19 protein-coding genes are annotated in these 24,052 nt (G+C 73.3%); 6 read left to right on the top strand and 13 right to left on the bottom strand.

The features are described from left to right. The first annotated feature begins 115 nt into the window (after positions 1-115). Entirely contained in the window at positions 116-1,549 is a 1,434-nt protein-coding gene (gene glnA, locus O2V63_RS05870) for a type I glutamate--ammonia ligase (protein ID WP_269166614.1), read from the top strand. Between the two features lie 281 nt (positions 1,550-1,830). Here glnA and O2V63_RS05865 read toward each other — a convergent pair whose 3' ends face one another. Continuing rightward, positions 1,831-2,004 carry a hypothetical protein gene (locus tag O2V63_RS05865; RefSeq protein WP_269166613.1) on the bottom strand — a complete coding sequence of 58 codons (174 nt, stop codon included), beginning with the start codon at positions 2,002-2,004 and terminating at the stop codon, positions 1,831-1,833. Positions 2,005-2,206: 202 nt separating this feature from the next. Between O2V63_RS05865 and O2V63_RS05860 the strand changes: the two genes are divergently transcribed. Next, a complete protein-coding gene (locus tag O2V63_RS05860; protein WP_269166612.1) occupies positions 2,207-3,040 on the top strand; it encodes an alpha/beta fold hydrolase in 834 nt (277 codons plus the stop codon). Positions 3,041-3,115: 75 nt separating this feature from the next. Here O2V63_RS05860 and O2V63_RS05855 read toward each other — a convergent pair whose 3' ends face one another. After that, the gene (locus O2V63_RS05855; RefSeq protein ID WP_269166611.1) at positions 3,116-4,666 is read right to left on the bottom strand and encodes an AMIN-like domain-containing (lipo)protein; all 1,551 of its coding nucleotides are present in this window, start codon (positions 4,664-4,666) and stop codon (positions 3,116-3,118) included. A gap of 274 nt (positions 4,667-4,940) precedes the next feature. Here O2V63_RS05855 and O2V63_RS05850 point away from each other — a divergent pair, with 274 nt between their 5' ends. Together O2V63_RS05850 and O2V63_RS05845 are read left to right on the top strand one after the other, a co-directional pair. Then, complete coding sequence (locus tag O2V63_RS05850; protein WP_269166610.1) at positions 4,941-6,500, top strand: methyl-accepting chemotaxis protein; 1,560 nt, start codon at positions 4,941-4,943, stop codon at positions 6,498-6,500. Positions 6,501-6,617: 117 nt separating this feature from the next. After that, complete coding sequence (locus O2V63_RS05845; RefSeq protein WP_269166609.1) at positions 6,618-7,631, top strand: iron-containing redox enzyme family protein; 1,014 nt, start codon at positions 6,618-6,620, stop codon at positions 7,629-7,631. A gap of 19 nt (positions 7,632-7,650) precedes the next feature. On the opposite strand, the gene O2V63_RS05840 is transcribed toward O2V63_RS05845, so the two are convergent. From O2V63_RS05840 to O2V63_RS05820, 5 genes are all read right to left on the bottom strand, one after another. After that, positions 7,651-8,925, bottom strand: coding sequence for a hypothetical protein (locus O2V63_RS05840; RefSeq protein ID WP_269166608.1), 1,275 nt, complete (start codon positions 8,923-8,925; stop codon positions 7,651-7,653). A 107-nt stretch (positions 8,926-9,032) separates the two neighbouring features. Continuing rightward, positions 9,033-9,395 (bottom strand): CDGSH iron-sulfur domain-containing protein, encoded by a 363-nt coding sequence (locus tag O2V63_RS05835; RefSeq protein ID WP_269166607.1) that lies wholly within the window; start codon positions 9,393-9,395, stop codon positions 9,033-9,035. A 74-nt stretch (positions 9,396-9,469) separates the two neighbouring features. Continuing rightward, positions 9,470-12,571 carry a bifunctional [glutamine synthetase] adenylyltransferase/[glutamine synthetase]-adenylyl-L-tyrosine phosphorylase gene (locus O2V63_RS05830; protein WP_269166606.1) on the bottom strand — a complete coding sequence of 1,034 codons (3,102 nt, stop codon included), beginning with the start codon at positions 12,569-12,571 and terminating at the stop codon, positions 9,470-9,472. A gap of 2 nt (positions 12,572-12,573) precedes the next feature. Next, on the bottom strand, positions 12,574-13,305 hold the full coding sequence (locus O2V63_RS05825) for a type 1 glutamine amidotransferase (RefSeq protein WP_269166605.1): 732 nt from the start codon (positions 13,303-13,305) through the stop codon (positions 12,574-12,576). A gap of 97 nt (positions 13,306-13,402) precedes the next feature. Then, positions 13,403-14,752, bottom strand: a complete 1,350-nt coding sequence (locus O2V63_RS05820) for a glutamine synthetase family protein (RefSeq protein WP_269166604.1) — start codon at positions 14,750-14,752, stop codon at positions 13,403-13,405. A gap of 177 nt (positions 14,753-14,929) precedes the next feature. On the opposite strand from O2V63_RS05820, the gene O2V63_RS05815 reads away from it, so the two are divergent. Both O2V63_RS05815 and panB read left to right on the top strand, forming a co-directional pair. Beyond that, positions 14,930-16,783 (top strand): NAD+ synthase, encoded by a 1,854-nt coding sequence (locus O2V63_RS05815; RefSeq protein WP_269166602.1) that lies wholly within the window; start codon positions 14,930-14,932, stop codon positions 16,781-16,783. Further along, positions 16,780-17,610, top strand: a complete 831-nt coding sequence (gene panB, locus O2V63_RS05810) for a 3-methyl-2-oxobutanoate hydroxymethyltransferase (RefSeq protein ID WP_269166601.1) — start codon at positions 16,780-16,782, stop codon at positions 17,608-17,610. The genes O2V63_RS05815 and panB overlap by 4 nt, the downstream gene beginning before the upstream one ends. On the opposite strand, the gene O2V63_RS05805 is transcribed toward panB, so the two are convergent. From O2V63_RS05805 to O2V63_RS05780, 6 genes are all read right to left on the bottom strand, one after another. Beyond that, complete coding sequence (locus O2V63_RS05805) at positions 17,537-18,349, bottom strand: CpaF family protein (RefSeq protein ID WP_269166600.1); 813 nt, start codon at positions 18,347-18,349, stop codon at positions 17,537-17,539. The two genes, panB and O2V63_RS05805, sit on opposite strands and share 74 nt — an antisense overlap. Positions 18,350-18,506: 157 nt before the next feature. Then, the gene (locus tag O2V63_RS05800; protein ID WP_269166599.1) at positions 18,507-19,412 is read right to left on the bottom strand and encodes an ABC transporter permease subunit; all 906 of its coding nucleotides are present in this window, start codon (positions 19,410-19,412) and stop codon (positions 18,507-18,509) included. Continuing rightward, positions 19,412-20,353 (bottom strand): ABC transporter ATP-binding protein, encoded by a 942-nt coding sequence (locus O2V63_RS05795; RefSeq protein ID WP_269166598.1) that lies wholly within the window; start codon positions 20,351-20,353, stop codon positions 19,412-19,414. Before O2V63_RS05795 ends, O2V63_RS05800 begins: the two co-directional genes overlap by 1 nt. Further along, entirely contained in the window at positions 20,350-21,699 is a 1,350-nt protein-coding gene (locus O2V63_RS05790; RefSeq protein WP_269166597.1) for an acyl-CoA thioesterase/bile acid-CoA:amino acid N-acyltransferase family protein, read from the bottom strand. The genes O2V63_RS05795 and O2V63_RS05790 overlap by 4 nt, the downstream gene beginning before the upstream one ends. After that, positions 21,696-22,982: a hypothetical protein gene (locus O2V63_RS05785; protein ID WP_269166596.1), complete on the bottom strand. Its 1,287-nt coding sequence runs from the start codon at positions 22,980-22,982 to the stop codon at positions 21,696-21,698. The genes O2V63_RS05790 and O2V63_RS05785 overlap by 4 nt, the downstream gene beginning before the upstream one ends. Next, on the bottom strand, positions 22,979-24,052 hold the full coding sequence (locus tag O2V63_RS05780) for a thiopeptide-type bacteriocin biosynthesis protein (RefSeq protein WP_269166595.1): 1,074 nt from the start codon (positions 24,050-24,052) through the stop codon (positions 22,979-22,981). The genes O2V63_RS05785 and O2V63_RS05780 overlap by 4 nt, the downstream gene beginning before the upstream one ends.

The following is a 24,052-nucleotide window of genomic DNA, read 5'->3' as shown; positions in this document are numbered from 1 at the left end:
CCACCTCCGCGACACGCCGGAGGACGTTGTTACAGCGACGAAACACCAGAGACACCCCGGAGCAACCCCGCGCTCGTAACTTGCGGGTGGCTTTCCGTCCACTCCCGGAGGATCGATGTTCAACAGTCCCGAAGAGGTCACCGCCTACATCCGCGACAACGACGTGAAGTTCGTCGACGTCCGGTTCTGCGACCTGCCTGGCGTCATGCAGCACTTCACCATCCCCGCGGAGACGTTCGGGCCTGACACCTTCGCCGACGGCCTGGGCTTCGACGGCTCGTCCATCCGCGGGTTCCAGGCGATCAACGAGTCCGACATGCTGCTGCTGCCCGACGCGAGCAGCGCCTACGTCGACCCGTTCCGCATCCACAAGACGCTGAACATCAACTTCTTCATCCACGACCCGATCACGCGCGAGGCCTACAGCCGCGACCCGCGCAACGTGGCGAAGAAGGCCGAGGCCTACCTCGCGGCCAGCGGCATCGCCGACACCGCGTACTTCGGCCCCGAGGCCGAGTTCTACGTGTTCGACTCGGTGCGGCACAACACCTCGATCAACGAGGGCTACTACCACATCGACGCGGTCGAGGGCTCCTGGAACACCGGGGCGCTCACCGGTGAGAACGGCGGCCCCAACCTGGGCTACAAGACCCGGCCCAAGGGCGGGTACTTCCCGGTCGAGCCGTACGACCACCAGAGCGACCTGCGGGCCACGATGATGGTCAACCTCGCCAACGCCGGGCTGGAGCTCGAGCGCGGGCACCACGAGGTGGGCACCGGCGGCCAGGCCGAGATCAACTACAAGTTCGACACGCTGCTGCGCTCGGCCGACAGCCTGATGCTCTTCAAGTACATCGTGAAGAACACCGCCTGGGCGCACGGCAAGTCCGCCACCTTCATGCCCAAGCCGCTCTACGGCGACAACGGCTCCGGCATGCACTGCCACCAGAGCCTCTGGAAGGACGGCGAGCCGCTCTTCCACGCCGAGACCGGCTACGCGGGGCTGTCCGACATGGCTCGCCACTACATCGGCGGCCTGCTGGCCCACGCCCCGTCGCTGCTGGCCTTCACCAACCCGACGGTGAACAGCTACCACCGCCTGGTCCCCGGCTACGAGGCGCCGATCAACCTGGTCTACTCCGCGCGCAACCGGTCGGCGTGCACGCGCATCCCGATCTCCGGCGACAGCCCGAAGGCCAAGCGCATCGAGTTCCGGGTGCCCGACCCGTCGGCCAACCCCTACCTCGCCTTCTCGGCGATGCTGATGGCCGGCCTCGACGGCGTCAAGAACAAGATCGAGCCCCCGGCACCGATCGACAAGGACCTCTACGAGCTGCCGCCCGAGGAGGCCCTCGGCATCGAGAAGGTGCCGGCGTCGCTCGACGCGGTGCTCGACCGGCTCGAGGTCGACCACGACTACCTGCTCGACGGTGGCGTGTTCACCTCCGACCTGATCGAGACGTGGATCGAGTACAAGCGGGAGAACGAGATCGACCCGATCCGGCTCCGCCCGCACCCGCACGAGTTCGCGATGTACTACGACATCTGATCGACGGGGTCCTCACCGGCCCTGACGCGTTCGACAGCGCAGCCCCCACCGGTCTCCCGGCGGGGGCTGCGCTGTCGTGGGCGGCCCGCGCTGCGGGCACCGTTCAGCCGGCGACCGCTGGCACTGGCGGGGCGCCACCGGGGTCCGGGCGGCCGGCACCTGCACGGCCGGCAGGGCGACCGTCGCACCGGGCAGCTCCGGGCGCCGGAAGTGCCACCCCTGACCGAGGTCCACGCCGACGTCGTCGATGGCCAGCCGCATACCGCGGGCCGGCAGCGGGCTCAGCACCGCCGCCAGGGCGGCGTAGTCGCCACCTGGTCGTGTTCGGAGAGCTCGAGCAGCACCGCGGCCGAGGCGAGGACGGTCATCGAGGACTGGTCCCGCTCGGTCAGCCCCTTGTCCGTGGTGAGGCCGGCGGCGCAGAAGGTGCCGTAGAGCGCGCCGTCGCTGAGCACGACGGGCGCCGAGACGTAGCTGCGGATCCTCGGCAGACGGGCCGCCGGGCAGCGCCATCGCCGCCGGGTGCCGGCGGAGGTCGGGGATCACCGCTGGGAGCTCGCCTGACGGAGGGACGTCTCCTGTCGCTGCTGGTCCCCCTCCACCCGAATTCGTCGAACCGTGCATGCCGACCCGGCCGTCGCGGGCACTGGTGCTGCCATGGACCTGCCGATCGGAGAGACCCAGCTCGTCCCCGTGGGCGACAGCCCGATGAACGTCTGGACGGCCGGGGCCGACGGACCCACCGTCCTGCTCGTCCACGGCATCCCGACCAACCACCGGCTGTGGTGGGACGTCGTCCCGACCGTGGCCGAGCGGGCCCGGGTGCTGGCCGTGGACATGGCCGGCTACGGCGACTCCCCCGCACCCGACGGCCAGCCGGTGGACCTCGCCGCCCAGGCCGCCCGCCTGCTCGGGCTGCTCGACGCCCTCGACCTGGAGCGGGTCGTCGTGGTGGGGCATGACCTCGGTGGCGGGGTGGCGCAGATCCTCGCGACGACGGCGAGCGAACGGGTCGCCGGCCTGGGGGTGGTCGACGGCGTCTGCTACGACGCGTGGCCGGTCCCGTTGGTGCGCGCGATGAAGGCCGGCTGGCCGCTGGTCCGGCAGCTGCCCCCCGCGGTCCTGGGCACGGCCCTGCGGCCGGCGCTGCGCACGCTGTTCGCCCACCAGGAGCGCGCGGAGCCCTTCCTGGACCGGTTCGTCGAGCCGTGGGAACGGCCGGACGGCCCCCGCCTGCTGAGCCGGCACCTCCGCTCGCTCGACTCCGTCTACACCCAGACGGTGGCTCCGTTCCTGCCGCGGCTGACCGTCCCGGCAGAGGTGGTCTGGGGTCGGCAGGACCACCAGATGAAGCCCGAGCACGGTCAGCGACTGGCCGACGACCTGCCCGGTGCGCGGCTGACCTGGGTCGACGACGCCAGCCACTTCGTCCCCGCCGACCGCCCCGACGTGGTCGCGGAGGCCGTGCTCCGGCTGGTCGAGCGGGTCTGATCTCCGGTCGATCGAGGGCGCACGGGCACACCGCGCGGCCCGCCTCCAGCGGAGGCGGGCCGCGCCACGACCGGGTCAGCCGGCCGTGATGTCCAGCGTGTGCACCATGTGGTCGAGGACGCGGACGTTCCGCTCGTAGTCGAACTCCGGCAGCCCCACCGTGTTCACCACGAGCGTGGCCGGACCGTCCGGCCCGTCCGCACCCAGGTCGATGGCGTAGGTGGTGGTCCGGGTGCCCTCCGGCCACAGGCCCTCGCCGTCCCAGGTGCGCTGGATCCGCACGCCCTGCCGCCCGTCGACGACGGTGCCGCTCCGGCTCTCCTCGACGCCCTCCTCGGGTGCGCTCACCCGGGCGTACGGCACCGGCTCCACCGACGCGGCGATCGGGGCCGTCCGCGCGTCGGTCCCCGAGGTCAGCGTGAACGGCTCCGGCGCGAACCGCGAGCAGGGCGGCAGCACGTCACCGGTGTTGGTCGACCACGACCCGGGGTAGCTGAGCGCGAAGCCGTCGGGGTGCTCGCACCGGCTGCCGAGGTCGACCGGCGGCAGCCCGTCCTGGGCCAGCACGTCGACGACGATGCGCTCCGGCGAGGAGAGCCGGGACACCGCGAACGGCCGCTCCGCGTCGAGCCCGGCGAAGAACGTGTACTGCCCCTCGAAGAGGGTGTCCTCCACCAGGGTCTGCAGCACCGATGCCCCGGGCACCTGCTGACGATCCGGACCGTCCCAGGGCTGCACGCCCTCCGGGGCGTCGGCGGGGAGTGCGATGTTGGTCAGGGTGATGCCCAGGACGGCGTCCCCCGGCACGTCGATGGGCGCACCGGAGCCCTGTGCCCGCGGGTCGTCGGTGTACCCGACCCGCCAGCCGGCGTCGCCCTCACCGGCGACCTCGAAGACCATCCGGTCGAAACCGGGGTGTGCCCCCAGCCGGACGTCGGTGACCACCACCGGTTCCCCGGTCCCGGCGACCACGGAGTCCGCGACGTCCCCGGCCCCGATCGGCTCGATCGACTCCGCCGGCTCGTGGTACAGGTCCACGACCAGCCGGGTCGGGTCCTCCAGCACCGCGACGCCGAAGGGGACGCGCTGCTCCAGCCCGATCGTCCAGGCCAACTGGCCCTCGAAGTCGCCGGTCTCGACCACCTCGGTGACGACGCCGCCGTCGGACGGGGCCACCCGGTCGGGACCGGTGTAGGTCTCCCGCGGCTCGGGGCCGGACAGGTCCACGCCGCTGGCGGGCGCGACCCGCACCTCGAGGAACGCCTGACCGGGCACCGCGATCTCGGCGCCGGAGCCGTCCTGGGTGATCGGGGGCTCGACGTAGGACACCCGGTACCCGGGGGTCTCCTCGGCGGCGAACTCCAGGACCACGCGGTCGAAGCCGTCGTGCCCAGCGGTCCGCACGTCGGTCAGGTGGGCCGTCGGCCCGGTCACGGCCGGGAAGCCGCCCGCCTGCACCGGGTCCGTGCCCGGCGTGCCCACGGGTTGCAGCCCGGTCGGCGGCGCCTGTTCACCGGTGGACGGCGCCGGGGTGGGTGGTGCGGCCGGCGGTGCGGTGGTGGCACCGCCCACCAGCCCGCTGGCCGACAGCAGCACAGCGGAGGAGAGAGCGAGGAAGGTGTTCATGAGACAGACCCCGATTCGATCGTGGTTGTGTCGTTCATGTCCTCTCGCCCTTGCCACTCCGCACCCCCGCAAACACGGATCCGGCACCTTCTCGACCGAGGCCGCGCGACCACGGACTGGGCGGCACACGACCGGGTTGTCCCCCGGCTCAACTGCCGCCGCGACCTGCCGATGTCCATGACGAGCTGGGCCGACCGCTGCTGGGGGTCCGGGCAGCTCAGCACGCCGCCGCGAGCCCCGCGGGCCGGCGCCGAGTCTGCGATGGAGGACATGGATGAGGCGGCGCACCAGCACCCCGGTCACGAATGCGATCGAGGTGGGGCAGATGCCCCGGGACGTCGAGGCCGTGGAGGCCGTGATCGCACGGCTCGAACAGGGCGTCACCGACGAGCCCCACGCCCATCGGCTGATCATCGAGACGCTCGTCCAGGAGCTCGGCATCGCCTACGGTGCCGTGTGGCTGACCGGTGACGGCGGCACCTTCCACCTGACCCACGAGTCCGGCCCCCTGGCACCGACCATCGCCGCGGGCTTCGGGAGCCAGGCACTGCAGATGACCGCCTCCGACGGCTACGGCGGTGAGGCGATCCGGAACAAGAAGACGCTGGTGACCGACTCCAGCAGCGATCCCCGGAAGTGCCTGCGCTGGGCGGCGGCCCTCGCCGCCGGCGCCACCGCCGGGTGCATCGTGCCGCTGGTGGAGAACGGCCGGGTCATCGCGCTCTACGAGTACTACAACGCCGGCGAGCTCCCCTTCTACGGCGCCCGCCAGGGCAAGTGGGACTCCCTGAGCCGCCTGCTCACCCATGCCCGCCGGTCCGCCTTGGGCAGGGCCGAGCTGCAGGAGACCCTCGACGACCGGGTCGCGGTCACCACGGTCGTCACCGAGCTGAGCGCGGCCCGCGATCAGCAGTCCGCCCTGCGGATCGCGCTGGACACCGTGCGGGAGGCGTTCGGCTGGGCGTACGGCTCCTACTGGGCACTCGACGCGAGCTCGAACGTGCTGCGCTTCCAGCAGGAGTCGGGCTCGGCCGGCGAGGAGTTCCGCAAGGTCACCCTGGCGGCGAGCTTCGCCGAGGGGGTCGGTCTGTCCGGGCGCACCTGGCGGTCCCGGGACCTGTTCTTCGTCCGCGACATCGGCGAGATGACCGACTGCGTCCGTGCCCCGGCGGCCCAGCGCGCCGGGGTCAAGTCCGGTGTGTGCTTCCCGCTGATGGTCGGTGGCCGCGTCGTCGGCACGATGGACTTCTTCGTCACCGCGACCATCGAGCTGTCGGACTCCCGCCGCTCGGCACTGCGCAACGTGCAGCAGCTGGTCTCCCAGCGGCTGGACGTGCTGCGCCGCACGGAGGAGTCGGCGGAGAACGCCCGCGAGCTGCTGGACACCGTCTCCCGGCTCCGCGAGGCCGCCGGGGACGCCGGCCGGGTGGCGGAGAGCGCGGTCAGCCAGGCGTCCACGATGACCACCGAGGTCGAGGCGCTGGACGAGGCCTCGGCCGCCGTCGGCGAGGTCATCCGGATCATCTCCGGGATCGCCGACCAGACCAACCTGCTGGCGCTGAACGCCACCATCGAGGCGGCGCGCGCCGGCGAGCTGGGCAAGGGCTTCGCGGTCGTGGCCAGCGAGGTCAAGGACCTCGCCCGGGAGACCGCCAACGCCACGCAGAAGGTGTCCGACCAGATCGCCGGGATCCAGGCGAGCAGCAAGGCGGTGGCCGACGGCATCCACACCACCGGGGAGATCATCGGTCAGCTGGACGCCGTCCAGGCCCGGATCGGTGAGGTGCTGGAGGAGCAGGCCCGGATGGCCTCGGCCTTCGACCGGGACATCTGACCGCACGACGCGCCGGCCCCGTCCCTCCCCCGAGATGCGGGGTCCGGCAGCGAGTGGCGCACGACCGATCGGTCCGGGGAGGTTCCGGACGGCGGCGGACTGGGCATGATCGGACCCATGCGCCTTCCGAAGTCACGGGGCCCCGTCAGCGAAGCGCTGAGCGCGGACCTCACCGCCGGGTCGACCCTCAGCTCCCGCACGCTCGCCGCCGCCGAGGGGCTGGCCGCCTCGGCCACCGACCCGCTGACCGACGAGGACCTGCAGCTGACCCTGGCCATCTGCTACGAGCTGCACTACCGGGGCTTCGACGGGGTGGACGACGCCTGGGAGTGGGACCCGGAGCTGCTGCGGCTGCGCGCCCTGCTGGAGCAGCGGCACCTCGCAGCGCTGCGGGCCCTGGTCACCCCGGTGGAGGTCACCGACGAGCCGGTCGACCAGCAGCTCACCGCCGTGATCGCCGCGGACGACGGCCCCTCGCTGTCGAAGTACCTGGCCAAGCACGGCACCCGCGAGCAGTGGCAGGAGTACCTCACACTGCGGTCGGTCTACCACCTCAAGGAGGGCGACCCGCACACCTGGGCCATCCCGCGGATCAGCGGGCGGGCCAAGGCGGCGATGGTGGAGATCCAGGCCGACGAGTACGGCGGCGGGTCGGCCGAGCGCATGCACAGCCAGCTGTTCGCCGGGATGATGGCCGACCTCGGCCTGGACACCGGGTACGGCGCGCTCTGGGAGGACGCCCCCGCGGTGGCCTTCACCTCGGTCAACACCATGTCGCTGTTCGGACTGCACCGCCGGTTCCGGGGCGCGTGCCTGGGCCACCTGACGGCGGTGGAGATGACCTCCTCGGAGCCCAGCCGCCGCTACTCCTCCGGGTTGCGGCGCCTCGGGTTCGGCGAGCAGACCAGCGTCTTCTACGACGAGCACGTGGAGGCCGACGCCGTCCACGAGCAGATCGCCTCGGTCGACATGTGCGGGTCGCTGGTGGCCGAGGACCCGTCGCTGGCCGCCGACGTCCTGTTCGGTGCGCAGTGCTCGCTGGCGCTGGACGGCCTCACCGCCGAGCACCTGCTGGGCGCCTGGGAGGCCGGGCGTTCCGGTCTGCGTCAGGAGCAGCCGGTCGCCGCCTGAGGCGACCGGCTGCCCAGCCTCAACGGAGGCCGAAGACCGACAGCGAGCCGTCGTCCTCGTTGCTCGTGACGAACAGCCCACGGGACGGGATGGCCAGCAGCCCCTCGGGGGCGTCGCCGACGGGCAGCACCTGGAGCAGCTCCGGCGCGGCATCGCGGTCGGTGTCGTAGACGAGGACGGCGTCACCGCGCTCGGCACCGATGAACGTGTAGTCGACCCCGCGCATACGGGCGACCTCGGCCCCCTCGAACTCCGCGCCCTTGTCGTCGCTGCGCCCGTCCGGGTACGCGCCGACGGCCGCGAGCGCCTGCTCGGCGGAGCCACCGCTGCTGTGCAGCACCGTGCCGTCCTGGGCGAACACCGTCCAGCCGCGGCCGCCGGCGGGCTCCTCGGCCAGGTCGCCCTCGTCGGCGGTGACCAGGTTGCCGCGCAGGGTCCACTGCACCGTGTCCGGCTCGCGCGGGGCGACCAGCGGGTCGTCGAAGGCCACGACGTCGTCGTCGACGGTGTCGGCGTCGGTGCGGGTGACCGTGCCGGCCGAGAACGAGCTGACCACCGTGCGGCGGGCCAGGTCGACCAGCGCGATCGCGTTGTTCTCCTGGAGGGTGACGGCGGCGATGTCCCGGCCGTCGACGTCGACGAACTCCGGCTCGGGGTCGTCGGCGAAGACCGCACCCGGCAGCCCGGTCAGCTCCACCCGGCCCACCGTCCACGCGCTCACCGGGCCGCGCAGGTCCACCACCGAGAGGAAGCCGGCCGGCAGCTGCGGCAGGCCGCCCTCCACGTCCCCGACCTCGATGTCCTCGTTGCGCTGGTTCTCGATCGCGATGGCCGCGAAGACGCCGCTGGGGCCGACGTCGATCGAGTCGGGCTGACCGCCCAGGTCGATGGTGCGCACGATCGCCCGGCGCGGCAGGTCGACGACCGCCAGGTGGCCCGAGGGCCGGGTCAGGTCGGTGGTGGTGTCGACCGCGACCAGGGCGTACCGGGCGCTGGACGTGACGGTGACCGAGGTCGGGGATCCGCCCACGTCGATGCTCCCCCGGTCCCGCGGCGCGCTGGGGTCGCTCAGGTCGACCAGCCCGATCCGGCCGAGCTCGGAGTCGGTGTAGACGACCGTCCGCCCGTCCGGGGTGGCCGAGAGGATCTCGGCGACCTCCCCGTCCACGGGGAAGGTCGACAGCGGCGTGAAGGTGCGTGCCGGTGCCGCTGCGGCCGGGCCGGCGGCGGCGAGCAGGGCGAGCACGCTGAGCGAGAGCACGGCGGTGACGGGGCGGAGCGGACGACGGAGCACGGGTCACCTCGGGAGTTCGGGTCAGGGTCGCCGCCGACCCTGGTACGCCCGCACGGCCAGCAGGTGGCCCACCGGCGAACACGCGGTGGACCGGGACCGACGTCCGCTCAGGTCGGCGGGCGCTGCCCGTCGTCGGACTCGCGACCGGCCTCCTGGAACAGCCGGGCCGCCGGCCGGGGGCGGGACGGGGCGCTGCCGGAGTGGAACCCGGCCCGCTTGTGGGTGCCGTCGCAGAAGGGCTTGATCCCGGACTTCCCGCAGCGGCACAGCGCCACCGTCTTGCGGCCGGGATCGATCTCCTGGCCGTCGGTGTCCACGAGCTGGAAGTTCCCGCGCACGATCAGCGGCCCGTCCCGGTACGGCGTGATCGTCGCCGTCGGCTCGTCGGCCGGTGGCTCGTCACGCACCCGGGCGTCGGTCACGTCGGCGGGGTCGTCGGGCGCGGGGACCGGGCTCTCCTGGGTGGGCACCGCTCGATGGTGCCCGGGACCGGCCGTGCTCAACCGACCGGCCCCGTCGGCCGCGGGCGCGGGCTTCCGCCCGCTCACCCCTCGTCGGTGTGGCCGTAGAAGACGCGCTCCACGACCGTGCGCGCGTGCCGGGTGACCCGCCGGTACTCGTCGAGGAACTGACCGGCGTCGGTCTCCGGCCCGTAGCCGCACGCCCGGGCCACCCCGCTCAGCTCCAGCCCCTGCCGGGGCAGCTGGTCCCCCGGCCGACCACGGACCAGGAAGACGGCGTTGCGCGCCCGGCTGGCCAGCTCCCACGCCGACCGCAGCGCGTCCCGCTGCTCGGCGTCCAGCAGACCGGCCTCCCCCAGCGCCTCCAGGGCCGCCACCGTGCCGGTGACCCGCAGCGCCGGGTGCGTCGCGGCGTGCTGCAGCTGGAGCAGCTGCGCGGTCCACTCCACGTCGGCCAGCCCGCCCCGGCCGAGCTTGGTGTGCGTGGCCGGGTCGGCGCCACGGGGCAGCCGCTCGCTGTCCACCCGGGCCTTGATCCGGCGGATCTCGGCCACCTGCTCGATGGACAGCCCAGCGGCCGGGTAGCGCAGCGGGTCGATCAGCGCCACGAACTCCCGGCCCAGCGCCTCGTCCCCGGCCACCGGCTCCGCGCGCAGCAGCGCCTGCACCTCCCAGGTGGAGACCCAGCGCTCGTAGTACTCGGCGAATGCGCTCAGGCTCCGCGACATCGCGCCCTGGCGGCCCTCGGGACGCAGGTTGGCGTCCACCTCGAAGGCCGGGTCGGGCGCGGGTTCGCTCAGCAGCCGGCGCAGGGCGTGCGCGATGGCGGTGGCCGCCGACGTGGCCCGGCCCTCGTCCGCACCCGGGCGGACGCGGTGCACGAAGAGGACGTCGGCGTCCGAGCCGTAGCCCAGCTCGCCGCCGCCCAGCCGGCCCATCCCGATGACCGCGACGTCGACCGGGACGTCGGCGACCGCCAGCCCGGTCTCGGCGGCCCAGCTGCGCACGGCGGCGTCCAGGCCGGCGCGCAGCGTGGCCACCGCGACGTCGTACAGGGCCTGGCCGACCCGGAGCACGTCCAGCCGGCCGAGCAGGTCGGCGCAGGCGATCCGCAGCAGCTCCTGGCGGCGCAGCGACCGCAGCACCTGTACGCCGGCGCTCGGGTTGTCGGCCCGGGCCACCGCCTGCCGCCACGCCGAGGTGAGCGCGTCGGCGCTGCGGGGCTCCAGCTGGGCGTCGTCGGCGAGGATCCGCATCGCCTCCGGCGTCCGGGTCAGCAGGCCGGCGACGTACTGGCTGGAGCCCAGCAGCACGGCCAGCCGCTCGGCGGCCTGCCCCTCGTCCCGCAGCAGCCGCAAGAACCACTGGTCGTTGCCCAGCGCCTCGCTGACCTTGCGGTAGGCGAGCAGCCCGGCGTCGGGGTCGGCGCAGGAGGCGAAGGTCTGCAGCAGCACCGGCAGCAGGTAGCGCTGCATCGATGCCGACCGGCTCAGTCCACCGGTGAGCGCGGTGAGGTGCCGCAGCGCGCCGTCGGAGTCCGCGAAGCCGAGCGCGCGCAGCCACTCCCCCGCTGCCTTCGGGCCCAGCTGCAGCTGCTCACCCGGCACCCGGGCGACCGAGGACAGCAGCGGCCGGTAGAAGAGCTTCTCGTGCAGCCGGCGCACCACCCGGGTGTGCAGCCCCAGCTCCGCCTGCAGGACGGCGACCGAGTCGCCGCGGTCGTCGGGCTTGTAGCCCAGCGAGCGGGCCAGCCAGCGCAGCTGGTCACCGGCGACCGGGAGCAGGTGGGTGCGCCGCAGCCGCAGCAGCTGCAGCCGGTGCTCGACGGTGCGCAGGAAGCGGTAGGAGGCGATCAGCGTGGCGGCGTCCTCCCGCCCGATGTACCCACCGGCACCGAGGACGGTCAGCGCGGGGATCGTGCCGCCGGCGCGCAGCGAGACGTCGGCGCGGCCGTGCACCAGCTGCAGCAGCTGGACGCTGAACTCGACGTCGCGGAGCCCACCGCGGCCGAGCTTGAGCTGCCGCTCGGCCTGGGCGGCCGGGATGTTCTGCTCCACCCGGCGGCGCATCGCCTGGATCTCCGCGACGAAGCCGGGGCGGTCCCCGGCCTTCCAGACCAGTGGCCAGATCTCGTCCACGTACTCCCGGCCCAGGTCGGGGTCCCCGGCCACCGGCCGCATCTTGAGCAGGGCCTGGAACTCCCAGGTGCTGGCCCACTGGTCGTAGTAGGCGCGGTGCCCGGCCACCGTGCGCACCAGCGCACCGGCCTTGCCGTCCGGGCGCAGCGCCGCGTCCACCTCCCAGGCGGCCTGCCCGCAGATCCGCATCAGCGCACTGGCCACCCGCGCCGCGCTGGCCGTCGCCGCGGCGTCGTCCTCCCCCTCGACGGGCTCGGCCACGAAGACCACGTCGACGTCGCTCACGTAGTTCAGCTCCCGGCCACCGCACTTGCCCAGCGCGATGACGGCCAGCCGGCACGGGGTGGCGTCGGCCGGCTGCTCGGCGAGGGCCAGGGCGAGGCCGGCGGTGAGCACGGCTCCGGCGATGTCCGACAGCTCGGCGGCCACCTCGTCGGCGGGCAGCCCGTCGCCGAGGTCGCGGCCGGCCAGCGAGAGGACGGCGCGCAGGTGGGCGTGCCGGAGGTCGCGGACCCGGGCGGGGTCGGCGTCGGGCGCGGCGGTGCCCAGCCGCACTCCCCACGGCGGGTCGTGCGGGTCGGCCCCGACGGCGAAGAGCAGCTGCTGCTCGAGCTCCTGCGGGCTGGGGCGGGCGGTGCGGTCCTCGGTGTCCAGCACCACCCAGTCCGTCGGGTGGGCGGCCAGGTGGTCGGCGAGACCGGCAGAGGCACCCAGCACGGCGAGCAGCCGGGAGCGGACCGTCGACGAGCCGCGCAGCCGGGCCAGCAGGGCGGCGGCGAGCTCGCCGTCGGAGTCGGCGGCGTCGAGGGCCTCCACCAGCCGGGCCAGCGAGCGGACGGCGAGGTCCGGGTCCCCGGCGCGGGCCAGCGCAGAGACCACCGGCGCGGCCTCGGGGTCGGCCGGCTCGTTGCGCTCCAGGTCCCACAGGCCCAGCTCCGGGGAGGCCAGCAGCCGGGCCACCCGGGCGCCGTCGTCGAAGCCGAAGCGCACCAGCCGGACGACGGCGCGGCGGGGCACCTCGTCGTCGAGCTGCGGAGCGGCCGCCACCGTCAGCCCCCGGTGGTGGCGCGAGCGCGCACCAGGTCGGCGAACCGGGCCGCGAAGGGCGCCCAGACCTCGGCGAGGTCCGGGTGCACGGCGGTCGCGCGGGCGCAGATGGTCTCGACGTCCAGGCCGCTGCTGGCCACCCCGACCGCATCGCCGTCGGCCCACTGCCGCACCAGCGCCGGGTCGGTCTCGATGTGGAACTGCAGGCCGTAGACGTGCTCACCGACCCGGTAGGCCTGGTGCTGGTACCGCGGGTTGCTGGCCAGCAGGGTCGCGCCGGCCGGCAGCCGGTCGATCTCGTCGTGGTGCCACTGGAGCACATCCGGCGACAGCGGCAGCGGCGCGAACAGCGGGTCGGCGTCCGCGGCGTCCCGCTTGGCCACCAGCGTCGCCCCCACCTCCGGACCGTCGGCGCCGACCTGGGTGCTGCCGCCGCCGACCTGGGCCAGCAGCTGGGCACCCAGGCAGATCGCCAGGGTCGGCACGTCGGCCGCGACCGCCTGGGCCAGCAGGTGCCGCACGCCGACCAGCTCCGGGGAGGTCTGCTCGTCGTCCAGCGACGACTGCGGGCCGCCCATCACCAGCAGCCCGTCGAACCCGGTCAGGTCCGCCGGCAGCGGCTCACCGCCGGACAGCCGCCGCTCGTCGAGCTCCAGCCCGGCCTCCCGCAACCACTCCCCCAGCCGGGTCGGCGGGTCGGTGTCAGAGGGGACGACGACGAGCAGACGGGCCATGTTCGCAGCGTAGTGAGCGCCGTCAGGTCTGGACTGGAACGGCCCCCTCGCAGGGACCCGGCCGAGCTTGCGAGGCCTGGGGGGCGAGGGGGTCCTTCTACAAGCCGGGGAGGTAGCGCTTGAGCTCGAAGGGGGTGACGTTCTGCCGGTAGGAGTTGAACTCCTCCCACTTGTTGCGCAGGAAGAAGTCGAAGACGTGCTCCCCCAGGGTCTCGGCGACGAGCTCGCTGCCCTGCATCGCGGTGAGCGCCTCACCGAGGGAGACCGGCAGGTCCTCGTACCCGGCCGCCCGCCGCTCGGTGTCGGTGAGCGACCAGACGTCGTCCTCGGCTTCGGGCGGCAGCTCGTAGCCCTTCTCGATGCCGCGCAGGCCGGCGGCCAGCAGCACCGCGAAGGTGAGGTAGGGGTTGCACGCCGAGTCCGGCGAGCGGACCTCGACCCGGGCGGAGTTGCCCTTGTTCGGCTTGTAGGAGGGCAGCCGCACCAGCGCCGACCGGTTGGCCCGGCCCCAGGTCGCCGCCGTGGGTGCCTCGGTGCCGGCCAGCAGCCGCCGGTAGGAGTTGACCGTCTGGTTGGTGATTGCGGTCATCTCCCGGGCGTGGGTGAGCAGCCCGGCGATGAACTGCTTGCCGGTGGTCGACAGCCGCATCGGGTCGGCCGGGTCGTGGAAGGCGTTGCGGTCGCCCTCGAACAGCGACAGGTGGGTGTGCATCGCCGAGCCGGCCAGCTCGGTGAAGGGCTTGGGCATGAAGGTCGCGTGCACGCCCTGGGCCAGCGCCACCTCCCGGACGACGTGCCGCAGCGTCATGATGTTGTCGGCCATCGACAGCGCGTCGGCGTACCGCAGGTCGATCTCCTGCTGGCCGGGGGCGACCTCGTGGTGGCTGAACTCCACCGAGATGCCCATCGCCTCCAGCGCGAAGACCGCCTCCCGACGGAAGTCGTGCGCCACGTTGTGCGTGGAGAGGTCGAAGTAGCCGCCGACGTCGGCCGGCTCGGGGGGCGTGCCGTCGCTGGGCAGGTCCTTGAGCAGGAAGAACTCGATCTCGGGGTGGGTGTAGAAGGTGAACCCCATGTCGGCGGCCTTGCTCAGCGCCCGCCGCAGCACGTGCCGCGGGTCGGCCCAGGCAGGCGAACCGTCGGGCAGCGTGATGTCGCAGAACATCCGCGCGGTCTCGCTGGCCTGCCCGCGCGAGCCCGGCATGACCTGGAAGGTGCCCGGGTCGGGCTTGGCCAGCATGTCGGACTCGTAGACCCGGGCGAAGCCCTCGATCGCCGAGCCGTCGAAGCCGATGCCCTCCGCGAACGCAGCCTCGATCTCGGCCGGGGCCACCGCGACGGCCTTGAGGTAGCCGGAGACGTCGGTGAACCACAGCCGCACGAAGCGGATGTCGCGCTCCTCCAGGGTGCGCAGGACGAACTCCTGCTGGCGGTCCATGCTCGCCATGCTCCACTCCCGTCGTGACAGCGGTGTTACGTGGGCCCCAGCCTGCCCCCTCGGAGGGGCCGGGCGGAACTGGCACCCCGGACCGGTCACACGCTGCCGCGCATGTGGCGTGAACCACACCGGCCCGGGGAGTCCCCACCTGGGCGACCGGGCGGCGCGGCGACCACACTCTCCGGTGTGAGTGATCAGCAACGGACGGCGGAGTCGGCGCGGCAGTTGCGGGTGGCCCTGGCCCAGGTCGACACCCGGGTCGGCGACCTCGCGGGCAACGCGGAGCTGGTCGTCGAGTGGACCCGGCGGGCGGCCGGCCGCGATGCCCACCTCGTGGTGTTCCCGGAGATGACGCTGACCGGCTACCCGGCCGAGGACCTGGTGCTCCGCGAGTCCTTCGCCCGGGCCAGCGAGCAGACGCTGGTCGAGCTGGCGGGCACGCTGGCCGAGCAGGGCCTGGGCGGCACCGCCGTCGTCGTCGGCTACCTGGCGCACACCGAGGGGGCCGGCCCCGCCCCGGTGGACGAGATCCCGACCGACGCCGACGACGCCCCCGGCGACGCCAACCCCCGCCGCGGTGCCCCGCGCAACGCCGCGGCCCTGCTGCACGGCGGGGAGGTCGTGGCCCGGTACCACAAGCGCCACCTGCCCAACTACGGCGTCTTCGACGAGGCCCGCTACTTCGTGCCCGGCACCGAGCTGCCGATCGTGCGGCTGCACGGCGTCGACGTCGCGCTGACCGTCTGCGAGGACCTGTGGGTCGAGGGCGGCCCGTGCGGGGTGGCCGGGCAGGCCGGCGTCGACCTCGTCGTCTCCCCCAACGCCTCCCCCTACGAGCGCGCCAAGGACGACCTGCGGCTGCCGCTGGTCCAGCGCCGCGCCGCGGAGGCGAACGCCCCGATCGTCTACTGCAACCAGGTGGGCGGCCAGGATGAGCTGGTCTTCGACGGCGACTCGCTGGCCGTCTCCGCCGCCGGCGAGCTGCTCGCCCGCGCCCCGCAGTTCGTCGAGCACCTGCTCACCGTCGACCTGACGGTGGACCCGGCGGCCGTCCCGGTGCGACGGGAGGGCCGGATCGGCCCGATGACGGTCACCCGGCACCTGGTGTCCGAGCAGCCGGTGGCCGCCTACCCGGCGCAGCCGGGCACGGTGGCCGAGCCGCTGAGCGACTGCGAGGAGGTCTGGCGGGCCCTGGTACTGGGGCTGCGCGACTTCATCGACAAGAACGGCATGCCCTCGGTGGTGCTCGGCATGTCCGGCGGCATCGACTCGGCGGTGGTGGCCGCGCTCGCCGTCGACGCCCTCGGCGCCGACCGGGTGGTCGGCGTCGGGCTGCCCTCGCGGTGGTCCAGCGAGCACTCCCTGGCCGACGCCGCGGACTCGGCGGAGCGCCTGGGCATGCACTACTCCGTCGTCCCGATCGCCCCGGTCGTGACGGCGTTCGAGGAGGCGGTGGAGCTGTCCGGCGTCGCCGCGGAGAACGTCCAGGCCCGGGTGCGCGGGACGCTGCTGATGGGGCTGTCCAACCAGCACGGCCACCTGCTGCTGGCCACCAGCAACAAGAGCGAGGTCGCCGTCGGCTACTCCACGCTCTACGGCGACGCGGCCGGTGGCTTCGCCCCGATCAAGGACGTGCTGAAGACCCTCGTCTGGGACCTCGCCCGGTGGCGCAACGCCCACGCCCGGGACCGCGGCCAGGTGGAGCCGATCCCGCAGAACTCCATCGACAAGCCGCCGTCGGCCGAGCTCGCCCCCGGGCAGCAGGACAGCGACTCGCTGCCCTCCTACGAGGAGCTGGACGCCGTCATCGCCGACTACGTCGACCGTGACCTGGGGCTGGCCCAGCTGCTCGAGCGCGGCCACGACCCCGAGGTGGTGGCCCGGGTGCTGCGGCTGGTCGACCTGGCGGAGTTCAAGCGCCGCCAGTCCGCACCGGGCACCAAGATCTCGCTCAAGGCGTTCGGCCGGGACCGCCGGCTGCCGATCACCAACCGCTGGCGGGAGAGCCTGCCCAGCGTCCGCGAAGGAGCGGCCCGATGACCGAGTCCCCCCTCTACGGCGGCACCACCACCGCCCGGGTCCGCGTGCACCACCTGCAGCAGGCCAAGGAGCGCGGTGAGAAGTGGGCGATGCTCACCGCCTACGACACCTACGCGGCGGCGGTGTTCGAGGAGGCCGGCATCCCGGTGCTGCTGGTCGGTGACTCCGCGGGCAACGTCGTCCTGGGGCACACCTCGACCGTGCAGGTGACGGTGGAGGACCTGCTGCTGATGACCCGGGCGGTCACCCGCTCCACCAAGCGCTCGCTCATCGTCGCCGACCTGCCGTTCGGCAGCTACGAGTCCGGTCCGCAGCAGGCCTTCGACACCGCGGTGCGGATGATGAAGGAGGGCGGCGCCCAGGCGGTCAAGCTGGAGGGCGGCGTCCGGGTGGCGCCGCAGATCCGGCTGCTGACCGAGGCCGGCATCCCGGTGATGGCGCACATCGGCTTCACCCCGCAGAGCGAGCACGCCCTGGGCGGTTTCCGGGTGCAGGGCCGCGGCGCCGGGGCCGAGCAGCTGCTCGGCGACGCCCACGCGGTGCAGGACGCCGGCGCGTTCGCCGTCGTCATGGAGATGGTGCCGGCCGAGATCGCCGGGCAGGTCACCAAGGAGCTGGCCATCCCCACGATCGGCATCGGGGCCGGACCGGACTGCGACGCCCAGGTGCTCGTCTGGCCGGACATGGCCGGGATGACCTCCGGACGGGTGCCGAAGTTCGTGAAGAAGTACGCCGACCTGCGCGGCGAGCTGCTCAAGGCCGCCCAGGAGTACGCAACCGAGGTCCGCCAGGGCGCCTTCCCAGGGCCGGAGCACTCGTTCGAGTAGCGATGATGCGCAGCGAGGGCGGGCTCCGGAGCTCGAAGACCTCTTCACAGGTGACCACCCGCTCGCGGGCCGGGACCGCCGCGCACAGGCAGTTCAGCATCGTGGTCTTGCCGGCCTGGGTGCCACCGGAGACCAGGATGTTGAGCCCCGCGGCGACCGAGGCCTCCAGGAAGCGGGCCACCTGCGAGGTCAGCGTGCCCAGCGCCACCAGCTCGTCGAGCGAGTGCGCCTGGAGCACGAACTCCCGGATGTTGACCGCCATGACCCGGCGGGTCACGTCCGGGATGACGACGTGGAGCCGCGAACCGTCGGGCAGCATCGCGTCGACGAACGGGGTGGACATGTCGATCCGCCGGCCCGAGCTGCGCAGCATCCGCTCGACCAGGTCCGCCAGCTGCCCGGCGCCCAGGATCGTCGTCGTCAGCTCACTGCGCCCACGGCGGGCGACGAACACCCGGCCCGGCTCGTTGACCCAGATCTCCTCGACCTCGGGGTCGTCCAGCCACCGCTGCAGGGGCCCGTACCCGGCCACCCGGTCGAGCACGTCACGGGCCACACCCTCGGGGTCACCGACCGGCGGCAGCGCGGAGGACAGCGACCGCTCGGCGTAGTCGGCGACGACGTCACGGACCAGCAGCCGCACGGGTGCCGGATCGGTGAACGGGTCGAGACCTCGCCTGCGGATGAGCTCGCGGACCTCGCCGTCGACGAGGTCGACAGCACTGCTCGGAGCCGGCACGACACCCCCGTTGACCAGCCATCGGACGATTGAGTCCCGTGACTGTGAGGGGACGGATCGGTCTCGCGGGGCGCCCTGTGGACACGCACCCGGGCCACCTCGCCGGTGAGCGGAGTGCGCCGGCGCCGAGCGGCTGCCCGCCCGGCGCAGGAACGGGTCAGGGCACGTCGCGGCGCCGGAAGACCACGATCGACGTCACCAGTCCCACGACGGTCCACGCCAGGACGACGAGAGCCGCCAGACCCGGGCCGTTGACCGAGGCGAGGCCCGGGAGCCCCGTCCCGGCGACCCGGTCGGTGTTGGCCAGCGCGCTGACGAGCGAGCCCGCGTTCGCCGTCAGCAGGACGTGCTGGAGCAGCTCGAAGCCGCGCATGGCACCGGCCAGCGAGCCGATCAACAGCAGTTCCACGGCCACCAGCCAACCCAGCGCGCACAGCGCAGCGGCCATGACGCTGCGCAGCACGATGCCGAGTGTGAAGCCCACCGTGGAGTACCCGACCATGATCAGCCAGCTGGTCAGGAACGGGACGACGACCGAGCCCAGGGAAGGCACGGTCGGCGAGCCACCCTCGCTGACCGCGACGGCGGCCGTCCCCACCAGCGCCACCAGGAACCCGACCACGTTGAGCACCAGGGTGAGCACCTGGAGACAGACCCAGCGCGCGGCCAGCAGGGTCCCCCGGGCGGGGAACCGGACGAGGATCGCCCGCAGGACCCCCCAGCGGTAGTCCCCCGCGGCGACGAGGGCGCCCAGCACGACGAACACCGGGATGCCGTACCCCGGCACCGACGCCGCGGCATACGCGCCCAGCTGCTCGGGCTGCATGGCGGCCAGCATCGCGGCCGACTGCCCGGCCTCGAGGTCCTCGCCCATCGACCGGTACACCAGGTACTGCGCCGCGTAGGCGAAGACGGCGATCTGCAGCCCCCAGAGCAGGGCTGCGATCCGCACCCCCGGTCGCCGGCGGGCGCTGAACAGCTCGGCGCCCAGGCACCTCAGGAAGCCGGTCCTCGCCGCGGCCCGGGTCGTGCCCGACGTCGTCGTCCGGGTCTCCAGCACCATCACGTTCTCCTGGCCTTGATCGCCTGCCCGGAGGTGGTCCCCCGCGTCAGTTCGAGGTACAGGTCCTCCAGAGAGGTCTCCTGCTCGTGCACGGCCAGCACCGCGACATCGGCGCGCACCAGGGCGCGGGTGATCTCGCCCGGTGAGACGTCGCCGGCCTGCACCACGAGGGTGCCCGGTGCCACCTGCTGGACGTCGACGAGACCGGGCAGGCCGCTGAGCACGGTCGTCGCCGATCCCGCGTCGTCGACCTCGACGACCAGGTGGCTGCCGGGGCTCAGCATCGACCGGATCTGGCTCACGGTGCCCTCCTGGATGACGGCCCCCTCGTGGATGATCGTCACCATCTCGCACATCTGCTCCACCTCGGCGAGCAGGTGACTGGAGACCAGCACGGTGCGGCCGTCGACGCGCAGCTGGGCGATCAGCTCCCGCAGCTGGACGATGGCGTGCGGGTCCAGGCCGTTGGTCGGCTCGTCGAGCACCAGCAGCTCCGGGTCCCCCAGCAGCGCCGCGGCGATGCCCAGTCGCTGCTTCATCCCCAGCGAGTAGCCGCCGAACGGCGAGGACGCGCGCTCACCCAGCCCCACCTGGTCCAGCCGCTGATCGACCTCCGCCGCCCCGACGCCGAAGTACCGGCCCAGCACCTCGAGGTTCTGGCGCCCGCTGAGGTAGGGGTAGAAGGCCGGCTCCTCGATGAGCGACCCCACCCGGGCGGCCACCGTGGCATGGCCCGCCGGCCGCCCCAGCACCCGCGTCTGGCCGGCGGTCGCGACCACCGTGCCCGTCAGGATCTTCATCAGCGTGGTCTTGCCCGCCCCGTTCTGGCCGACCAGGCCGTGCACCGTGCCTGCCGGGATCACCAGGTCCACGTCGCGCAGGGCCACCTGCCCCCCGGCGAAGGTCTTGCCGACCCCCGCGCACTCCACCGCTGCCGTCATCGTGGCCGCCCTTCCCTCGAGGTCACCGGCGTCGGGGAGACCTGGTGCGCCCAGCTCCCCAGGAAGTCGAGCTGACGGTGCCAGTTTGCCCCGGCTGCTGCCGCGTGCGCCGCCGGCGACCCGCCGAAGTCGATGCTGAAGGACGCCGACGGGGCGATGGCGGTCATCGGCGGGAGCGAGGGCAGCGCGTAGGGGAAGCAGACGAAGTGGCCCACGCCCGGGCTCCGGACGACCTCCAGCCGGCCGGCCCACCCGTGGTCGGCCAGCCGCTGCTCGATGCGATCGACGTACTCACCGGACGGCCACAGCTGGTCCTCCTCGCCGGCCAGGAGCATCAGTGGACCACGACAGCGCTCCACCTCGATCGACGCCTGCTGGACCAGCGCGGCGTCCCGCATCCGCCGCCGGAAGCCCTCCACCTGACGCATCGGGCGCCGCCGGACGAACGCGCCCATCACCCCGAGCCAGTCCCGCGGCTTCACGCTGCTCGCCAGGAACGGCAGCGGCTCGCCGTCCCGCTCCCACGCGGGCAGTGAGAAGTCCATCGAGTTCGGCTTGATCCCCGGCTGTCGCACCGACGACGGAGCACCGGCGACCACGGCACCGACCCTGGGGTCGTCCGCGGCCACCTGCAGCGCCAGCTCCGCCCCGCGGGAGAGGCTCACCAGGGCCACCTCGTCCCCGACCGTGCTCTCGTGGTCCAGCAGCCAGGTGATCGCCGCGTCGACGTACCCCAGATCGATCCGCTCCAGCCCCTTCGGCCGGTCCTCGACGCCGAACAGGGCCAGCGACAGCACCGTGTAGCCCTGGGCGGCGAGGAGCATGGCGGCGTGGTCGAGCTGGCCGCCGTCCGACCCCGACCACAACAGCACCCCGGGCGCTGGTGCACCGGTGCGCGCGCGCATCAGGGTGCCGACCGGGTCGGGGAGCGAGAGCGGTTCGCCGACCACCGTGTCGGAGCCGAAGTGCCGGAGGAAGCCGGCGGTGGCGACGACGTCGCCGTCCCTGCGGACCTCCAGTCGGTAGCTGATCGGCGTCGGCCTGCCCTTCCGGAAGAAGGCGGGCGGCAGGCTGCGCTCCCCCGTCGTGAGCGCCCAGAGCAGCCCGGTGGTGTCGATCCCGTCGTAGGAGCCCCGGTCCGGGCCCTGCCGTGCCGCGTCGACGGTGCCGTCCTCGGCCACGGTGAACCACGCCCGGGAGCACCAGGTGACCAGGTCGCCGTCCTCCGCCTGCAGGCCCACCTCCACCTGTTCGCCGGCCTCCAGGCCCGCCAGCCGCCACGGGAGGGCCTCGTCCACCCGGCTCTCCGCGGGCACCTCGACCCTGGGCCCCGCCACCGCGGTCACGGCCGGCCCTCGCCGGCGTGCCGGCCGGCGGTCGCCGGCGTCCGTCGTCCCCGGAGCCGGAGCCCGGCGATCGCGGACCAGACCAGCAGCACGACGGCCGCCTGCAGCACCAGCTGCAGAGTGGACAGCGAACTGCCGACCAGGTCGTACCAGCGCAACGCCGTCCACAGCAGCAGCGCACCACCGACGAGGACCACCGCGGCTCCGTAGGCGGCCATCGCCGTCCGCTGGCCGCGCGAGGCCAGGGACGGCGCCCGGTCTCCCGGACGGCTGAGGAGCCGGCGGGCGTGGAACGCGGTCTCGGTGCTGATGTCCCACAGGCCGAGGCCGTGGCTGAGCGCCTTCTCGCCGTCCAGGTGCAGGAAGGGCACCAGGTTCACCAGCGACGCCATCGTGCCGGTCACCACCACGCTGACCGCCAGGTGCCGCACCGGCCCACCCTCGGCCACCAGCACGACCACCCAGAAGGGCAGCAGGACGACCAGCTGGCCGACCACCCCGATGAGGCTCACGGTGACCCGCTGCGCGCGCGTCGGCATGAAGGTGACGTCGTCCACCCGGCTGTAGAGCGTCACCAGCGGGAACCGCCAGGCCAGCCCCATCTCCCGGCAGCTGCCGCCCAGCGCATGCGTCGCGAGCCCGTGGCAGAGCTCGTGGACCAGGAGGGAGAGGACGACGACCGCCAGGGAGGCCAGGCCGTAGGCGGTGTGCTCCCGCCAGGTCTCCTGGTAGTCCCGCCACAGACCAGGCCAGGAGACCAGGACGTGCACGGCCATGACGGTGACCAGCACCGACAGGGCGGCCACCGTCGGACGCCGGGTCAGGACCGGCAGTCGCCGCACCACCGCGTCCAGGAACGGGCTCGGGTCGGCGACGGACCACCGGCGGCTGAGCAGGCCGTACTGCTCGCGTTCCAGGCGCCGGGCGGACGTGCGGAGCTGGTCCAGCACGATCGCGTCGGCCCGGCCGTCGTCCAGCAGCGAGCGGGCCCCCAGCAGGGTGAAGATCTGCCGCCACGAGTCCGGGCCCAGCGCCCGGTGGAACTGCCGGCGGTACTCGGCGTCGATCTGGCCCAGGGTGCGCACCCCGTCGAGGCGGCCGGCGATGAACGCCTCTCGCTCACCGACCCGGTAGAGCCCCCCGACCCGGGTGTCCTTGAGCACGTGGACGGGGCGTCCCGACCGGAGCACCGGCGGGCTGACCTGGACGGCCGGGTGCAACCGGGGCGGGACGACCTCGTCGGCGTCGGCGAGGTGGCCGACCTCCTGCTGGTCGATGGTCACTGCTCGGCCGCGTCCATCGTGCGGGCGAGCAGGTGGGCGAGGTACACCTCGTCGACGATCGAGACGCCCAGCCGGTTGTTCGTCATGTGCAGGAACGGGACCAGCAGCGAGCGCAGGCACGTCGGCAGGTCGCGGCTGGTCACCCGGTCCCCGCGGCCGTAGTCGGTGGGGAAGACCAGCTCGCCCCTGGCGCAAGCGTCCGCGACCTGTGCCCGCAGGTCGGTGCAGTGCTCGTACCAGGGCCGCAGGAAGCCGGAGAGCCGGGAGGCGTCCTCGCCGGCCACCGCTGCCTGCAGGGTCCCCAGCCGCTCTGCCAGCGCCGGCGCCATGGCCAGGTAGTTGCTCTCGAACCCGTCCCTGGTCGCACTGTCCTGCGGCAGGAAGGTGCCCTCCCAGACCCGCTGGTACATGCGCAGGAAGGACGCCATCTCCGCCCGCTCCCCGAGGAAGACGGCCGTGGTCACGGTCATCACCTGCACGGCGAGCCCGAACACGATGTTGCGGACGTGCATGTTCGTGGACGCGACCAGCTCCAGGACCAGGTCGCTGGAGCGCTCGAAGTGGCCCTCCGCGATCCGGACGCCGCGCGGCCCGCCGTACTTCACGTACTCCGGCTCGTAGTCCCGCAGGTCCCAGGTGTTGGTGTCCTGCATCGGCATGGTGCCGTTCTCGCCGTACGTCCGGGTCCAGTCCTCCTCGGTGTACTCCATCAGGAACATGTCCTTGTACAGCGGACCGAGCACCTGCGGGTCCAGCCGGTACAGCGCCGGCCGATGGCGCATGTAGGCCCCCACCGCCTCCCCGGCCAGGGCCAGGACGAGCTCCCGGTCGGCCGGGTCGCGGGGGTGCAGCCGCAACCGGATGTGCGGGCCCTCCATCCAGTACCGGATGAAGAACCAGCCGTCGATCAGCCCCTGGGACCGGAGCCGGTCGACCAGCGGCTTGACCATCTCCTCGAGCAGCGGGTTGGAGTTGCTGCTGTAGTACACGTGGAGCGCCACCCAGCCCGGGTCGACCCGCGGCTCGGCCGCCCGGTCGTCCTGAGCGGCCAGGTCCGTCGTCAGCGTCAT

The organism is Modestobacter sp. VKM Ac-2977 (genome assembly GCF_026968045.1).
Taxonomy (GTDB): Bacteria; Actinomycetota; Actinomycetes; order Mycobacteriales; family Geodermatophilaceae; genus Modestobacter.
Note: the sequence above shows the minus strand (reverse complement) of the source record. Positions and strands in the feature narration are given on the sequence as shown.

Coding starts and splice junctions, on each gene's coding strand:
- O2V63_RS05860 (WP_269166612.1), top strand. CDS start 2,207: ATGGACCTGCCGATCGGAGAGACCCAGCTCGTCCCCGTGGGCGACAGC.
- O2V63_RS05780 (WP_269166595.1), bottom strand. CDS start 24,052: ATGACGCTGACGACGGACCTGGCCGCTCAGGACGACCGGGCGGCCGAG.
- O2V63_RS05800 (WP_269166599.1), bottom strand. CDS start 19,412: ATGGTGCTGGAGACCCGGACGACGACGTCGGGCACGACCCGGGCCGCG.
- glnA (WP_269166614.1), top strand. CDS start 116: ATGTTCAACAGTCCCGAAGAGGTCACCGCCTACATCCGCGACAACGAC.
- panB (WP_269166601.1), top strand. CDS start 16,780: ATGACCGAGTCCCCCCTCTACGGCGGCACCACCACCGCCCGGGTCCGC.
- O2V63_RS05855 (WP_269166611.1), bottom strand. CDS start 4,666: ATGAACACCTTCCTCGCTCTCTCCTCCGCTGTGCTGCTGTCGGCCAGC.
- O2V63_RS05820 (WP_269166604.1), bottom strand. CDS start 14,752: ATGGCGAGCATGGACCGCCAGCAGGAGTTCGTCCTGCGCACCCTGGAG.
- O2V63_RS05850 (WP_269166610.1), top strand. CDS start 4,941: ATGAGGCGGCGCACCAGCACCCCGGTCACGAATGCGATCGAGGTGGGG.
- O2V63_RS05795 (WP_269166598.1), bottom strand. CDS start 20,353: ATGACGGCAGCGGTGGAGTGCGCGGGGGTCGGCAAGACCTTCGCCGGG.
- O2V63_RS05825 (WP_269166605.1), bottom strand. CDS start 13,305: ATGGCCCGTCTGCTCGTCGTCGTCCCCTCTGACACCGACCCGCCGACC.
- O2V63_RS05845 (WP_269166609.1), top strand. CDS start 6,618: ATGCGCCTTCCGAAGTCACGGGGCCCCGTCAGCGAAGCGCTGAGCGCG.